This is a genomic window from Alkalimarinus alittae (assembly GCF_026016465.1).
Classification (GTDB): domain Bacteria; phylum Pseudomonadota; class Gammaproteobacteria; order Pseudomonadales; family Oleiphilaceae; genus Alkalimarinus; species Alkalimarinus alittae.
On the sequence record NZ_CP100390.1, the window covers coordinates 2,326,696 to 2,341,259 of the forward strand.

General features: G+C 39.7%; 13 protein-coding genes and 2 pseudogenes. 5 read left to right on the top strand and 10 right to left on the bottom strand.

Features of this window, described 5'->3' with window-relative positions; genetic code table 11:
* Positions 1-128 precede the first annotated feature (128 nt).
* Positions 129-1,178 carry a DNA-binding protein gene (locus tag NKI27_RS10565; RefSeq protein ID WP_265046020.1) on the top strand — a complete coding sequence of 350 codons (1,050 nt, stop codon included), beginning with the start codon at positions 129-131 and terminating at the stop codon, positions 1,176-1,178.
* Here the strand turns inward: NKI27_RS10565 and NKI27_RS10570 are convergent.
* The 4 genes from NKI27_RS10570 to NKI27_RS10585 all read right to left on the bottom strand — a co-directional run bounded on the left by NKI27_RS10570 (position 1,153) and on the right by NKI27_RS10585 (position 3,777).
* Positions 1,153-1,758 (bottom strand): protein-disulfide reductase DsbD domain-containing protein, encoded by a 606-nt coding sequence (locus NKI27_RS10570; protein ID WP_265046021.1) that lies wholly within the window; start codon positions 1,756-1,758, stop codon positions 1,153-1,155. The genes NKI27_RS10565 and NKI27_RS10570 overlap by 26 nt on opposite strands.
* A gap of 87 nt (positions 1,759-1,845) precedes the next feature.
* Positions 1,846-2,286 (bottom strand): DUF411 domain-containing protein, encoded by a 441-nt coding sequence (locus NKI27_RS10575; RefSeq protein ID WP_265046022.1) that lies wholly within the window; start codon positions 2,284-2,286, stop codon positions 1,846-1,848.
* 32 nt (positions 2,287-2,318) lie between these two features.
* Positions 2,319-2,828, bottom strand: coding sequence for a signal peptidase II (gene lspA, locus NKI27_RS10580; RefSeq protein WP_265046023.1), 510 nt, complete (start codon positions 2,826-2,828; stop codon positions 2,319-2,321).
* A 40-nt stretch (positions 2,829-2,868) separates the two neighbouring features.
* The gene (locus NKI27_RS10585) at positions 2,869-3,777 is read right to left on the bottom strand and encodes a cation transporter (protein WP_265046024.1); all 909 of its coding nucleotides are present in this window, start codon (positions 3,775-3,777) and stop codon (positions 2,869-2,871) included.
* A 63-nt stretch (positions 3,778-3,840) separates the two neighbouring features.
* Between NKI27_RS10585 and cadR the strand changes: the two genes are divergently transcribed.
* The 3 genes and pseudogenes from cadR to NKI27_RS10600 all read left to right on the top strand — a co-directional run.
* A complete protein-coding gene (gene cadR, locus NKI27_RS10590; RefSeq protein WP_265046025.1) occupies positions 3,841-4,254 on the top strand; it encodes a Cd(II)/Pb(II)-responsive transcriptional regulator in 414 nt (137 codons plus the stop codon).
* Positions 4,255-4,402: 148 nt separating this feature from the next.
* Positions 4,403-5,245 (top strand): annotated as a pseudogene (istA, locus tag NKI27_RS10595) (IS21 family transposase); the annotation flags it as partial.
* 46 nt (positions 5,246-5,291) lie between these two features.
* A pseudogene (locus NKI27_RS10600) lies at positions 5,292-5,551 on the top strand (integrase core domain-containing protein); the annotation flags it as partial.
* A 122-nt stretch (positions 5,552-5,673) separates the two neighbouring features.
* Here NKI27_RS10600 and NKI27_RS10605 read toward each other — a convergent pair.
* Positions 5,674-6,483 carry a SprT-like domain-containing protein gene (locus NKI27_RS10605; RefSeq protein ID WP_265046026.1) on the bottom strand — a complete coding sequence of 270 codons (810 nt, stop codon included), beginning with the start codon at positions 6,481-6,483 and terminating at the stop codon, positions 5,674-5,676.
* A 278-nt stretch (positions 6,484-6,761) separates the two neighbouring features.
* Here NKI27_RS10605 and NKI27_RS10610 point away from each other — a divergent pair, with 278 nt between their 5' ends.
* A complete protein-coding gene (locus tag NKI27_RS10610) occupies positions 6,762-9,821 on the top strand; it encodes a Tn3 family transposase (protein WP_265046027.1) in 3,060 nt (1,019 codons plus the stop codon).
* Between the two features lie 150 nt (positions 9,822-9,971).
* Here NKI27_RS10610 and NKI27_RS10615 read toward each other — a convergent pair whose 3' ends face one another.
* The 5 genes from NKI27_RS10615 to hflX all read right to left on the bottom strand — a co-directional run bounded on the left by NKI27_RS10615 (position 9,972) and on the right by hflX (position 14,415).
* A complete protein-coding gene (locus NKI27_RS10615) occupies positions 9,972-10,790 on the bottom strand; it encodes a mechanosensitive ion channel family protein (protein ID WP_265046028.1) in 819 nt (272 codons plus the stop codon).
* Positions 10,791-10,811: 21 nt separating this feature from the next.
* Positions 10,812-11,606 (bottom strand): hypothetical protein, encoded by a 795-nt coding sequence (locus NKI27_RS10620; RefSeq protein ID WP_265046029.1) that lies wholly within the window; start codon positions 11,604-11,606, stop codon positions 10,812-10,814.
* Between the two features lie 53 nt (positions 11,607-11,659).
* Positions 11,660-12,559, bottom strand: coding sequence for a chemotaxis protein (locus NKI27_RS10625; protein ID WP_265049504.1), 900 nt, complete (start codon positions 12,557-12,559; stop codon positions 11,660-11,662).
* A 9-nt stretch (positions 12,560-12,568) separates the two neighbouring features.
* Positions 12,569-12,970: a nuclear transport factor 2 family protein gene (locus NKI27_RS10630; RefSeq protein WP_265046030.1), complete on the bottom strand. Its 402-nt coding sequence runs from the start codon at positions 12,968-12,970 to the stop codon at positions 12,569-12,571.
* A 95-nt stretch (positions 12,971-13,065) separates the two neighbouring features.
* On the bottom strand, positions 13,066-14,415 hold the full coding sequence (hflX, locus tag NKI27_RS10635) for a GTPase HflX (protein ID WP_265046031.1): 1,350 nt from the start codon (positions 14,413-14,415) through the stop codon (positions 13,066-13,068).
* Between the last annotated feature and the right edge of the window lie 149 nt (positions 14,416-14,564).

Genomic DNA, 14,564 nt, shown 5'->3' on the forward strand with positions numbered 1-14,564 from the left:
AAGTACAACCCACGATAAATAGCTTTATCGTGGGTTAGTATTGAGTCATCATTATCATACTTAATGCATAATTATTATGTTACATTACATATTACGTAATACATTACTTTAAATCACTGGAGCTCAAAATGGCACGTGGTGGCGTAACCTATACTGATATCGCAAACGCAGCAGAAACGATCAAAAACGCGGGCAAAAACCCAACGGTCGATCGTGTTTTAAGTCATTTGGGAACCGGCAGTAAAAGCACCATAGGGCCTCACCTGAAAAACTGGAAACTACAGCACACAGAAGTAAGAGAATCCAACGACCTCCCCCTTGATATTCTTAATGTAGTTCGCGAATTACACCAACGATTACAGCTACAGGCCGATGATAAAGTACAACAGACCGAACAACGGATAGCTGACCTAAGCGCTGAACGAGACGAGGAAGTAAAAGCACTAGAAAACCAAATAGCGTCTCTGAAGCAAGCGCTCAATGACACAACAGAACAACGGGACGCCCTCGCAGCGGAAAACAAAAAACTACTCAAAGCACTGAATGAGGCTGACTTAAATGCAGTAAAGCTAGAATCTAAGGTCAAATCAGACGCCCAGCTAATTTCTGAACTAACCACCTCAAAAAATGAAGGCATACATCAGATTAAATTGATGCATGAGCAGCAAGAACACTATCAATTAAAAATGGCAGAAGAGCGTACACGGGAACGCGCTGAAAGCCATGCAATCAAAACCCAGTTGAATACACAAATTACCGAACAATCACGCCAACTAGCCGCTGCGGATGAGCGATATAAAGATACCCGTAACGAATACAAAGAGCTCTTAAGTGTAAAAGCAGAGACGGACAAAACCCTGCAGACACTTCAGTGTGAATACGCAAAACAAGAAACACAAATTACAGAGATATCCGCACAATTGGAGCAAAGTAAAAATGAGAATCAACTGCTTCAGAGTGAGGGCAGCAAACTGAATAAATTAAGTATCACACAATCTAACCAATTAGCGGCATTAAGCAGCGAGCTATCACTATTAAACGAGGCTCTGAATATGGCGAAACTGGATGCTGAAAAAATTCAAGACAGGTTCATGCTACAGACCGATGAGTATCAAATTGTATGTCAGGAAAAATCTGTATTACAAGCTCAACTTAAGCTGTTGCAGGAATCGTTATAAAGTGAAGTGGCATTAAGTTTAGAATAAGCCCGCCAAGGAAAGCGAAGAGAAGACTAGCCACGAAACCTATTGAATCACTGCCATCAGTTAAAGAGGAAATTCGATGGTCATCCAGCGCCGAATTTTTTAGAAAAAAAGCATCTTTAGTTTGAGGAGGGTAACAAAGTCCAGCTTCTGCACAGCCTTGGTAAGTAACTCTCACTAGACTTTCTGTTACGCCCTTATCTAGAAGGGGTAATCGAATGCTTGCCTGGTTATAAAATACAGTCACGTCACCAAAAATAGGGTCTGTTTTAGCCACGCCCTTATCTTCAAATATAGGATTACCAAACACACCTTCGTCGTAGGAGAATTTAAATCTCTCCTTGTACAAATAATAACCGTCAGTAATTTTCCACTGAATCAGCAGATTGTCACCATCAATAGATGAGCTCATGACATAAGCCTCATCTACTGGTAATAGCTCAGCTTGCTCCACTGCGAAAGCGTTGCTGTTAGCGAATATCGATGCGTGTGTTACGCTGTTTAGAGTTATAAGAATAATAGATAACACTAACCGCATGTGAATAGAGCTATTCATGCTATCGTTTCATCCTGTAAGTCATAGTTGCGATTGTGAATTCGGATTTTTAGTTCGACAATTTTTTCTTATAGAATGCTTCGAGATTCAGTGTTCAACAAATACTTCAATATTTCCTTCTTCATCGAAACTCATCACATTATAGGATTCAATCGTATCACCTCTTTCCATACCAGGTGTTCCAATCGGCATTCCTGGCACTGCGATACCTTTTACCTCGGGTCGGAACAATAGCAGTCTGCGGATATCCCGCTCAGTAACATGGCCTTCTATAATGTAGCCATCAATCATCGCGGTATGACATGCTGCAAGTTGTTCCGGTATCTTATGCTTTGCTTTAATTGACAGTACATCACGCGTATTAATGACATTGACGTTGTAGTCATATCCCTTCAAATAATCGACCCATTTGACACAACATCCACATTCAGGATTTTTGTAAACTGTAATATCTCTTGAAAGTAAGTCATCAGCAAACACCAGTGGCGTGACGAGGAGCATGACGAAGAATTGAAATAGTATTTTCATAGTAAGAACCCCTGGCTTTGGATAAGTCTGCGTTACCGTGATTTTTGAGTTGAGTCTCTTTGTATTCCGCTCCACAGCATGAAGCAAACACCGATAACAATTGACATGTCAGCAAAGTTGAATGCTGGCCAATGCATTCCTTGCCAATGTATGTCAAGAAAATCAACAACGGCTCCACGAACTATTCGATCTGTCATATTGGCGAGTGCGCCGCCGAGTATAAGAGCGTAGCCTATCGCTTCCTTGCGATGCGGTTTCTGCATTAAGCTCCAGATCAGCCAACAAGAAACAACGAAAGCAATGGACACAAAAAAGTACCGTTGCCACCCTCCTGCCTCAGACAAAAAGCTAAATGCAGCGCCTTCGTTCTTTAAATGCACCACATTAAAAAAGCTAGTGATCTCTATACCGCTTCCATACACGATCTCTATTTCAATAATAAACTTACTGAGTTGATCAATTGATAAAACCATAAACGCAGCGATTAAAAATACACTCACTTTTTGGATTGGTTTATCTGTTAAGAACACATGTTTAAGCATTACTGCTCCTTGCCTTGTCACTGTTACATTATCCACCGCGCTAGTTATGTTTCAGCTTTAAAATTTTGCGGGCACCATTTAAAACAACCAATCCTATTAGCAAACCAATGACTAAATCGGGGTATCTTGACCCGGTAAATGCCACCAATGCACCTGCCAAGATAACCCCTAGATTCGCAATGACATCATTGGCTGAAAAGATCCAGCTTGCTTTCATATGTGCACCACTGTCTTTCTTCTTTGCAATCAGCAATAAACAAGCGGTATTGGCAACCAATGCAACCACACCAAAACCAATCATCAACGTTGAGACAGGCTCGCTAGCGTACAAGAAGCGTCTACCGACTTCGAACAATGCCCCGAATGCTAGAATCAACTGCAACCAACCCGCGAAATGAGCTGCTCGAACTTTCATTCGGATACTATGACCCACTGCGTACAACGCTACGCCATAAACAGCGGCATCCGCGAACATGTCTAGAGAGTCAGCGATCAACCCAGTAGACTGAGCCCACCAACCAACGACTATCTCAATCAAGAACATCACGGCGTTAATGGCTAGTAATTGTTTGAGTACTCGCGACTCTGAGGCGTCTGCCTCGATAGCTGATATCGAGGCTCTACTCAGCTCGTCTTCCTTAGTAAGTCGCGTGCTATTCAAGCGGGCACCCAAACCAAGGGATGCTAGACGTGACTCCACTTCTTGTAAATTATCAGAATGATAAACTTTCAGATAGCGATTGGGTGTATCAAAGTCTAGGATGACTGTTGGCTGAATAGGTTCAAGCGCAATTCGGATCATGTTCTCTTCAGCAGGGCAGTCCATCTTTGGTACCGTAAATTCACTGATGTGGCTAATATCCTGACTCAATTCAGTCAAATCAGGTGTGTAACTTTCTTCATCAGGGGGATTTTGGCTTTGGCAGCCGCCGCAACATTTATCAGTCATAATTTATCCTTGTACCAAAATTTTCATCAGTTTAAACTCTATACTAACAATAGAGTCAAGTGGGTGAGAATAAATTTGAAAATTGGAGAGCTTGCGAAACAAACTAACTGTACAGTCCAATCCATTCGCCACTATGATAAAGAAGGGCTTATCTGTGCTTCGGCACGGAGTGAAGGTAACTTTCGCCTTTATGATAAGAGCACGGTCGAAAGACTCATGTTTATCAAGCATTGTCGTAGCCTTGACCTTTCTATTATTGAGATTCGACAGCTGTTGCAGCTAAGTGACTCACCTGATGAACGCTGTGATGATATTAATAGAATGATTGATAGTCATGTAATCGAAGTGGAGCAGCGTATCAGCGACTTGCAAAGCCTTCGAAAGCAACTCAAGTCGTTACGCAATAGCTGCTCTGACCAGAGAACGGTCAAACAATGTGGCATTCTTTCTAACCTGAGCAGTCATGATTGTACTTGAGTGCACTAATCAATTAATCACTTGAGGCGGAGTGAGAACTGTTGATTTGCACCCAAAACTGACCCATTAACCCCCCATATTTGCATCGAATATTGACCCACCTCTATCACTCCTTTTCTCCTGCTTCAATAAAAGCAGGAGAAAAGGAGTGATAGACGTGGCTCTACTAAGTGTGATTCGACGCTGGCATTTCCGTGAAGGAATGCCGATTAGAGAAATAGCTCGACGAACGGGCCTATCTCGAAATACCGTTCGTAAGTACATCAACAACAAAGAGATTGATCCCAGATATCCTGCCCGCAAGTCACCAAGTAAATTGGATGACTATGAGAAGACCTTAACCAGCTGGCTTCATCGCGAAACCAAAAAACATCGCAAGCAACGTAAATCCGTTAAGCAGCTTTATCAGGACTTAGTGAAGGTCGGCTATACCGGCTCATATGATCGTGTTGCCGCGTTCTCACGGCAATGGCGACAAGGCCAGCATGAAGCGAAACAAACAGCTGCCAAGCATGTATACGTCCCGCTAACGTTTGCACCCGGAGAAGCCTTTCAGTTTGACTGGGGCGAAGACTTTGCCACGATCAATGGTAGGAAGAGGTGTTTGCAAGTGGCTTACTTCAAGCTAAGCCATAGTCGCGCGTTCTTCCTTCGAGCGTACTACAAGCAAAAGCACGAGATGCTGTTTGACGCACACAATCATGCCTTTCGCGTATTTGGCGGCGTGCCTGAACGAGGCATCTACGACAACATGAAAACGGCGGTGGATAAGGTAAGGCGTGGAAAGCAGCGGGACGTCAATCGTCGCTTCCAAAGCATGGTCAGCCACTTCCTGTTTGAAGCGGAGTTCTGTAATCCCGCAGCGGGTTGGGAAAAAGGCCAAGTCGAGAAGAAGGTGCGCGATGCTCGATATCAGTTATGGCATACCGCACCGAAGTTTAAGTCCCTAGAAGCATTGAATGAGTGGCTGGAACGGGAGTGCCTAGAACTCTAGCACCGACAAAAACACCCTGAACAACCACATCTATCAGTGGCCGAAAACTAAAGCGATGACACTCAAACAAATGGTATCTGCGAACGCTTTCATAAGACTATTCTGAATGAGTTTTACCAGATCACATTCAGGAAAAAACTATACTCAACCATGGAGGATTTACAAAAAGATCTGGACGAATGGATGGAATATTATAACAATGATCGAACTCATCAGGGAAAAATGTGCTGTGGACGCACACCAAAGGAAACAATGCTTGATGGGAAAACGATCTGGGCTGAAAAGAATTTAGCTCAAATCTAAACTGACAGACACCGGTAAAAAACGGGTAACTGTCAGATCAAGTCTGAGCTACTAGAACTAAGGAGTAGAAATACGTTGCCAATGACATTTTAAACGCATTTTATAAGCCACTCTTCCTACTACTAATCCCGATGAAACTTCAGATCACAATCATTACAACTTATATTGAGCTTTTCTTTCCCATATACTTTAGTTCCGCAACCTGAACATATAAACCTAAACCGAGTCTGACGTTTTGCTGCTTCATGTATCAAAAAGTCATTTGGTAACTGATTTAAATAAGGAGTTTCGGGGGATATAGATTTTACTGTTTGAACATTTGAGTCTGTAGAGGTGCTAGTATTTGGTAAGGAAAATCCCTTAACTACAGATGATTCTTCCTTTGTACTTTGCTCACCTATAACTAATGCAGAGCTTCCAATAACTGGATCAAAAAGCCTTGGCAATGACATTCTATCAATCCAGTTCAATTGGAATGATTGATCACTTTGTAATATTTTACATGAAACAATAAATTTACCGCCTTCTATTATGTAATCCCCCATAACCTGACCAGTAATTTGACCACCAACCTCTCCTGTTGACGAGGGCATTAACCCAACCTGCATCATTTTCTCTGCCCACTCACGGTTATGATAGTAATCACGACCAGGTGTACCAAAACAATGTTGCCAACAATGAACCATTTCATGAACGAGAGTTTGCATGACCTCAATAAGTCTTGAGTTAGCAAAGTAAGAAGGGTTTATTGCAATTTCATTACATTTATCACCATCAAGATTTCCCCAGCGTTCAGCTGCAAAATATCCCATAACACCTTTTTTACGCTGCATTGTAAAAATAACTTGAGGTAGGCTATTTTCAAAAAGAGCTTCATTAAAATGGTCATAAGCCAATAATAATGATTTGTATAGTTCACTGGTGGGATTCATAAGAAAGAACATTAGTTAGCTGTAAGACAACATATAGTACTACATATTTGATGATGAGAGTGATGTGTTCTCATATCTGAATATATATTCTATTAGGATATATCTAGTATATTTATTATAACCAAATATTCAAAAACCTGTAGTGTACACTACAGGTTTTTGAATATTTGGTTATATATATAGATCAATATGGAATTGCATATTTAATAAACGATGTCGTAGTCTTATCTTTGAATAACAAAATTGTAACATTATGAATTATTCTCAGAGCTATTTATATGTCGAAAATACAGATACTAACAAGAAGCAGAAGACGAGCTTTCGAAGGAATACCACAACTTAATTTAAATGAACGTATTTGTTTTTTTAACATAGACACTAACACTCGAAAAATATTACGCAGTTTTCGTACACCTGAAAATCGTTTGGGTTATATTCTTCAACGGGCATATTTTCAAGCGAAAGGACGTTTCTTTGAAATCAAAAAGTTTAAACAAAAAGATATTAATCATGCAAAAAAAGAATTGGGTCTAAAGGGTTCTTTAGATTTATCCCGCTATTCCTCGAAGTCTGCTGAACGTCATAAAGCATTAATTCTAGAGTCCTATGGCTGGAAATCTTACAATGAAAGTGCTCGGCTAGAACTAGAGCAGCATTCATTGTTGCTAGTTGATAAACAAAAACGAAGCGAAGATGTATTGTTTGGGTTGTTAGCATTTTGTTGGAAAAATAGAACTGAAATTCCTAGTTATGCTGAGCTGTCTGATATTGTTTCTCGTAGTTATACTGATTACGAGTCATCTATACTAGTTAAGGTCAAAACGTTAATGACTGAAAGTCAGAAAACTTCGCTTTTGAACTTATTAGACAACCCTCCGTCCTCACAAAGATTTGGCGATTTGAAACGAATTGATCAATCTGACAATGAAAAATCTTTGGTAAAAAATGCAGAAGCTCTAGAGTATTTCCGTGACCTATTTTTTGAAATTCAACCCATAATTAAGGGGCTAAATGCGACAGAAGAAGCAACGCAGTACTTTTCTGATTGGGTTTATAGTTCTGATGTTAGTCAAATCAAACAATTACGTAATTCAGATAAAAAATGCCTTCATCTGGCAGCGTTTGTAAGAGATCAATTTTATAAACGACAAGACTTTGCTGTTGATGCCATTATTAAGAAAATACGTAGCACGGTTAATAAAGCTAATGGTGAAGAACGTAAACATAATGAACAGTTGAATGAAGATAGTTTAATTGCCCATCAGTCAATAACCAATACAGCCAAAACAACTAGGGCAATTTTGGATCAAATATTAGTTATTTCAAAAAATGAATTAATTTCATTTTCACAGCGCAATGAACAGGTAGTACATCTAGTCGAAGCATATTTTGAAGCAGAAAATCCTGAATTGACTGAAAGAATTCAGCGATCGGAAATAGAAATTCAAAAGGGGCGAAATCATCACAATTACTACAGTTGTATATTTAACAAATACTTAGGGTTACAGAAATCTCTAGGTCCCTTAGTACGAGCCCTAACTTTCGATGAGTCTAGTTCAAATGAGAACCTTTTAAAAGCGATCAGTCACTACAAAATTAACATAACAAAAATTGATGACAACACTCCGTTAGCACATTTAAAAGAGCGAGAAAAACAGCTTGTATTGTCCGATGACTCAATTCCAGTTATTTCCAAATACAAGACAATGTTATTTGTCATCATGGAACAATGTTTCAAGAATCGAACACTGACACTTGAGCATTCTTACAGATACCGTAATAGTAAGACTTATCTAATCCCTCTGGAGCTTTGGAACAAAAATAGAGAAGAGTATATTGCTGCTGCGAACTTAAATCATTATTCAACAGGCAAGGATGTCCTTCTTAATATAGGAACCAACCTCACAAGTTTATATAAGGTCGTGGATAAAGAAATAAGTTTAGGTCTATGCCCTGACATTAAACTTGGCAGAAATGGTGAGTGGACTCTTAAGAATAATGAAGCTAATTATGACGCATCAAGCTTTATTCCAGGCCTCTTAAACGAAGAGAAATCAATATCTTTATATGAGCTTCTTTCTGAAGCAGAAATGCATACGCAATTTACTGAGGCATTTACTCATCAAACGAATAGGAATAGCGCTAATAAAATTGATACACGTTTACTATTCGCGACAATTATTAGCTTAGGGTCTAATCTAGGCCATACCAATATGTCAAAAGCGGCACCAGAAATCACGTCTAAGCAGCTACTAGACACTGAAAAACTCTGGTTGTCGAATCAAAATTTAAAAAATGCGAACAACAAAATAGTTGAGTTAATACAATCGCTCCCACTACCTTCAGTATACTCCAAACTAGATGGTAGGTTACATACAAGCAGTGATGGTCAAAAAGTAGTTGTAGCTGTCAATTCATTACTAGCCAATTATTCATACAAGTATTACGGAAAAGAACAAGGTATCACTGTTAACAGTTTCGTAGATAATAAACAGTCATTTTTTCATGTTAACGTCCTCTCATCTTCTGACAGAGAAGCCGCATTTATGATGGATGGCATAGTTTCCTCTAAAGAGTCCGTATATAAAGAGTCTGACCTCGAACATATTCACTCTACTGATACACACGGGTATACAGAAGCAATATTCTCAGGTTTGCATTTTTTAGATGTAGCATTCGCACCCCATATTAAAGGGATTCACAAGCAAACCTTATATGGTTATGAATCAAAATCTCTTAAGAAAAATTCAAACTTTACTATTGCCCCTAAACAAACTGTAAACAAAAAATTGATACTTACTCATTGGGATGAAATTCTTCATCTAATGGCATCTATTAAGTTGGGATATTGCTCGGCATCACTCATTTTTAGAGCTTTGAGTAGTTCTAAAACCAGTAAACTATACCAGGCAGTTAGAGAGTTTGGTCGACTCCTAAAATCAACTTTTATTTTAAATTACTTACGAGATACAGAGCTTAAAAAATCAGTACGAAAGCAACTAAATCGAGTTGAACTTGGGCAGAAAATGTCAAAGGCCATCTTTTTTGGAAGAAAAGGTGTACTTAAGGTTGGCCTTGGTGATGAAATTCAAAAAGCCGTTTCTTGCACGATTCTTTTAAAAAATGCCATCATTCTCTGGAATTACCTATATCTTTCAAGTTTACTTTATGAGACCGAAGATAAAGAGGAAAAACAAGCAATGGTTGACGCAATAAGTAGAGGATCAGTTATAGCATGGGCACACGTAAATATGTACGGAATATACCTATTTTACAAAAGACAAAAAACACGTTCATTTAAAGCAACCCTTAAACAAATGCAAAACCAGACATTCTAACTGACACGATAAATAGTAAGCCATATTAAATGGCTTGGTAAATTAAGGTGAAATATTTAATGCGAGATATGAATCATTTATTTCAACATGTTACAAGGTGGTTAGGGGTAAATAGCCCCCTATATTGTCAATAACCCAACTATCGCTATTTTAACTATCTTCTTCTTTAGACACTCTATTAGTAACAGCAACTTCTAGTGGCAGAGATTTTTCACCGGCGTACAAACTAATATGAGGAAATGGTATTTCTATACCCGCTAGATCAAACGCGGCTTTTACTTTTTCATTCATGGTACTTTTAAATTTCAAAAACTCTTCAGACTTTGCCCAAACCGCTAATCTAATATTGACACCTGAATCACCAAACCCTTCGATAATCACCTGTGGCTCTGGATCATCTAAACAAGCGGTATCTTTACTCACTAAGTTAATTAAAACCTGTTTAACGAGCGCTAGATCTTCTTGGTACGCAACCGATATCATTAAATCAAAGCGACGAATTTTAAAGCGACTCATGTTGATCATTTCTGTTTTAATTATGGATTCATTAGGTAAACGGACATATAAATTATCAAAGGTTCTTAACTTAATAGATAACCAGTCAATACTGATGACTTCTCCGGCCGTGTTGCCAACTTTAATCGAGTCACCCACTGAAACGGCTCCTTCGCCGATTAGAAACAATCCACTGATAATGTTAGACATGGATGTTTGAGAGGCAAAGCCAATTGCAACAGATAAAACGCCTGCCGCGCCTAACAGTACACCTAGTTCAAACCCTAGCTGATGTAAGGCTGAAATTAAAAATAGTATTAATACGCCATAAAACACTAATCGTTTAAGCACCAGGCTATTCTTTATTGAGAATCGTTCTTCTAAATAAGCGGTTCCCTTAGTAGAAACAATCTTGGCAATGACAAACCCGACCAAAAGTAACAGTGCTGCATAAATATAAGGTTTTAAAATCACGATAGGTTTCCTAATAAAGAGTTATGAAAACAACATATCAATTGTTTTTGAAAGTAAACGAGATGGATCTGCCACTCGTGGCTCACCTACTCGTCTAGCCTGTTCTAGTGAAGGATGAAGTGTTTTTTCAATAGCGACTTTAGTTTTATTTTGATCAACTTCGCGTAATATAGACAATGTAGGGGTCCATAACTCATTGTTTTTATTTAAATATACTGCTAAATAATCGCAAGGTATTGATATCTTTTCAAGTTTTAGATTATCTGCGCCGTTGTTAGTGATTTTTACCGGCGTAATGATCCTGCTGGCTCTTTTAGGTAAAGCTTTTAAATCAATTCGACCACTAAATCGACTTGAGTAGCACAACTCACCTTTGTGAGGTCTTGGGCCAAACCAAGTATCGGATAGCTTAAACGTAGGTAACTCCAATAGGGGTTGTTTATGACCTTCAAAAAATATAGCCAACCAGATAGGCGTACTAATATAAATAGTGACTGTTTGTTGTGACGGTAAGAACACTGGCATGTATGGCTTAGCCACGATACTTTTGTTTGCAAGGCGAGGTCTAAATTGTAACGTCTTCTGCTGATTGGCATTGATGAAACGGAGAGGGTCTAGGTCATCGCGGGTGTTTTTCTTCAGCGCCGAGAGTTCAATTTTCTTTTCGGTTTTAGTTTCGTCCTGAGTTAAATAGCTATGACGAAACGTCCACTCGTTTTCCAGTAGGTTAATATAAAGTTCGAGTGCGCCAACAGACAGTTTATACGTTGTCTGCGGCTCAAATGTATTCGTTTCTTCCCATAAGTTTTCGGTCATCTTAATTACCTGTTTTTATAGGTGGCACTCCCCGCTTTTATACAAACATTTATTTAAACGTTTGCGGACTTATACTCGGCGCCACGTAGCATTGCTTGGACCAGTTCACCTGCATCGAATTTAGTTAACGCTTCATTTGCACCCACTTGATGAGCTTGGCTAACACTGATCTCACTTGAAAGAGAGGTGTGAAGTATAATGTAGGGCGTTCCGAGCTGTGAAGAATTATTACGTATTTCAAATGTAAGTTCATAGCCATCAAGACCAGGCATTTCTATATCACTGACAACGAGGTCAATGGCAGAATTTTCACTCGCATTTTGCTTCATGATATTGAGTGCATCATTTCCGTTTGCCGTTACTTGATACGAAATATTCATTCGATCTAATGCATCTGAGAGTTGAGCGCGTGCCACTAAAGAGTCATCCACTAATAGAATATTAAGCGGCTTAAGCTTCTCTCTTTGAACGTCAGTAAGTGAGTGGAAGTTTGCCGCTTCAGTATTCGGAAATACTAATGAAATCACGAGTTCAACATCTAACAGTTGTATTACTTTGCCGTCAATGCGAGTTACGCCGGTTAAGAATGCCTTTCTGCCTAAATTCTTAGCAGGCGCCTCTATATCTTTCCAACTACATTCAGAAATGCGCTCAATTTGTCGCACAAGAAAACCAATCGTCTTTCGTTGGCAGTCGGTAATAATAATAAAACAGTTAGGAATCTCTTCTTTAGTTAACGGTTTATAACCAACCGCAGCGGCCATATCGATAACAGGTATTGTTAGCCCACGAACACTGGCTGCGCCCAGCACAAAACGATGGGACTTAGGGAGTACGGTTAATGGCGTATAAGGCACTATTTCACGAATTTTTAGGGTACCTATCGCAAAAGACTGAGTGGGTGTTAACTTAAATAACAGAATCCCCTGAGATTGGCCTGCTTTGCTTTTCATCATGTAAACCTATTTCTTTCCAGAAAAGCTTTGTATCATTTGGGTCATCATCTCGTTGATCATATTCAGTGCTTTAAGAGGTCGGACCATCACTTTGAACTCGATAATCTTACCCTCTTCATTTAGTTTGATCATATCTACACCATTAACATAGATGCCATTAACCTCCGTTTCAAATTCTAAAACGACACTATCTGCATTACTAAATTCTCGTACATACTTAAATGACTCATTAGCAAATACACTTAATGCAGCGGTTAAGAAGATCTTGGTTATTGCTTTACCTTCTTTAGGGCTATGTAATACAGGTGATAATAGAACAGCGTTATCATCCAGCAAGACATCAAGTTTTTTCAGGTCTCTAGTATTAACAAGCTCATGCCATTGAGTTAAGAATGTTTGAGTGTCCATTACGACTCCTTATTGTAATTAAGCTAGATAATGGATTATAAAATTACTGCATAACGTTGATATTAAATGATTTATAGACTAATCAATAATTTAAATTAACGTGCTTTATCTGCGATTTCATTCAATTTAGCGACTATCATTGGTGTTGCGCGAAAACGGAAAAAAGCCCCTTCGGTATCGGCACGTTCTTCTAAAACTTCACAAGAAGCAAATATTTCGCCGCGTAAATCCTGTGCAGACCAGGGTAAAAATATCTCAGTTTCAATCTGACCTTGCTGAGAGGCCTTAACAATTGACTCATGCAGCCTAGCAATATCGTCTGGGTTACGCGCACTCAGAATAATACAACCGGGATACTTAGATTGAAGTTCTGCGACACGCTCTTCTTGTGCTATGACATCCCCTAAATAGTCAATTTTATTGAATACTTTAATGCGAGGAACCGTGTCTGCACCAATCTCAGCGAGTACTTTATCGGTTACTTCGAGCTGCATTTCAAATCCTGGGTCGCTTGCATCGATAACATGTAGTAGTAGCGTTGCATTAAGCGCTTCGTCCAATGTAGACTTAAAAGAGGCCACCAAACCATGCGGTAGGTTTTTAATGAAGCCCACTGTATCGCTTACCAGTACTCGCGGAACACTATCGGGGTATAGAGTACGCACTTTAGTGTCTAGCGTAGCAAACAATTGGTTTGCAACTAACACTTCACTGCGAGTTAAAGCTCGCATTAAGGTAGATTTACCTGCGTTGGTGTAACCGACCAACGCGACTTGAGCAAGCCCAGTTTGTTCTTGTCGGCGTGATCGTTGAATATCACGACCAGCCTCCATGGTATCAATTTCTTTTTGCAGTTCAGCAATGCGATCTCGCACTTTTCTGGCATCTAGCTGACTCCGCGATTGGCCTTTACCACGTCCACCAGTACCGCTACGCTGACGACCTAACGGCCCTTCTCGCTTGGCAGCCTCTCGTAAACGAGGCGCCATATAACTTAACCGAGCGATTTCAACTTGAACCTGTGCCGCGTGTGAGCGAGCATTTCGGTGAAATATCTCAAGAATAACAACCGTCCGATCCATTACTTCGCAGCCAAGTTCATTTTCAAGGTTCAGTGCTTGAGATGGCGATATCTCATGATCCACTAGAATATATTCTACGGCTTCTTTTTCTTCTGATGGGTTTGAATATGCCAGCGCATCTATTGCAGCTTGATCAGCTTGTAAAACCTGCCGTATTTCTTCTCGTTTACCTACACCAACATAAGCAGTTGAGTCGAACGATGAACGTTTTTGAGTCACCTGCCCTACAACGTCCATACCTAATGTCTTTGCAAGCTCCCCAAGCTCATCGATCGAAGATTCGAATTCTACATCGCTAACGTTGTCTAATTGCACTGCAACAATGAGTGCACGCTTAGCGCGTGGTTTGTCTGGGTTTTGCATAGATATTATCTCATGGTGTTAGAGGGCTAGCGCTTTCGCTATAGCTTAAAACTTAGCTACGGAGTGTACACGAAATCTACTTTTTGCACCTGAATAAAATAAGATTCACGGCAGCGCTTGAAATAGATAGATGATTTGATAAACCAATG

Bases quoted from the DNA above. Each gene is read 5' to 3' on its own strand.
- NKI27_RS10565 (WP_265046020.1), top strand. From the start codon at position 129: ATGGCACGTGGTGGCGTAACCTATACTGATATCGCAAACGCAGCAGAA.
- NKI27_RS10570 (WP_265046021.1), bottom strand. From the start codon at position 1,758: ATGAATAGCTCTATTCACATGCGGTTAGTGTTATCTATTATTCTTATA.
- NKI27_RS10575 (WP_265046022.1), bottom strand. From the start codon at position 2,286: ATGAAAATACTATTTCAATTCTTCGTCATGCTCCTCGTCACGCCACTG.
- lspA (WP_265046023.1), bottom strand. From the start codon at position 2,828: ATGCTTAAACATGTGTTCTTAACAGATAAACCAATCCAAAAAGTGAGT.
- NKI27_RS10585 (WP_265046024.1), bottom strand. From the start codon at position 3,777: ATGACTGATAAATGTTGCGGCGGCTGCCAAAGCCAAAATCCCCCTGAT.
- NKI27_RS10605 (WP_265046026.1), bottom strand. From the start codon at position 6,483: ATGAATCCCACCAGTGAACTATACAAATCATTATTATTGGCTTATGAC.
- NKI27_RS10610 (WP_265046027.1), top strand. From the start codon at position 6,762: ATGTCGAAAATACAGATACTAACAAGAAGCAGAAGACGAGCTTTCGAA.
- NKI27_RS10620 (WP_265046029.1), bottom strand. From the start codon at position 11,606: ATGACCGAAAACTTATGGGAAGAAACGAATACATTTGAGCCGCAGACA.
- NKI27_RS10625 (WP_265049504.1), bottom strand. From the start codon at position 12,559: ATGAAAAGCAAAGCAGGCCAATCTCAGGGGATTCTGTTATTTAAGTTA.
- NKI27_RS10630 (WP_265046030.1), bottom strand. From the start codon at position 12,970: ATGGACACTCAAACATTCTTAACTCAATGGCATGAGCTTGTTAATACT.
- hflX (WP_265046031.1), bottom strand. From the start codon at position 14,415: ATGCAAAACCCAGACAAACCACGCGCTAAGCGTGCACTCATTGTTGCA.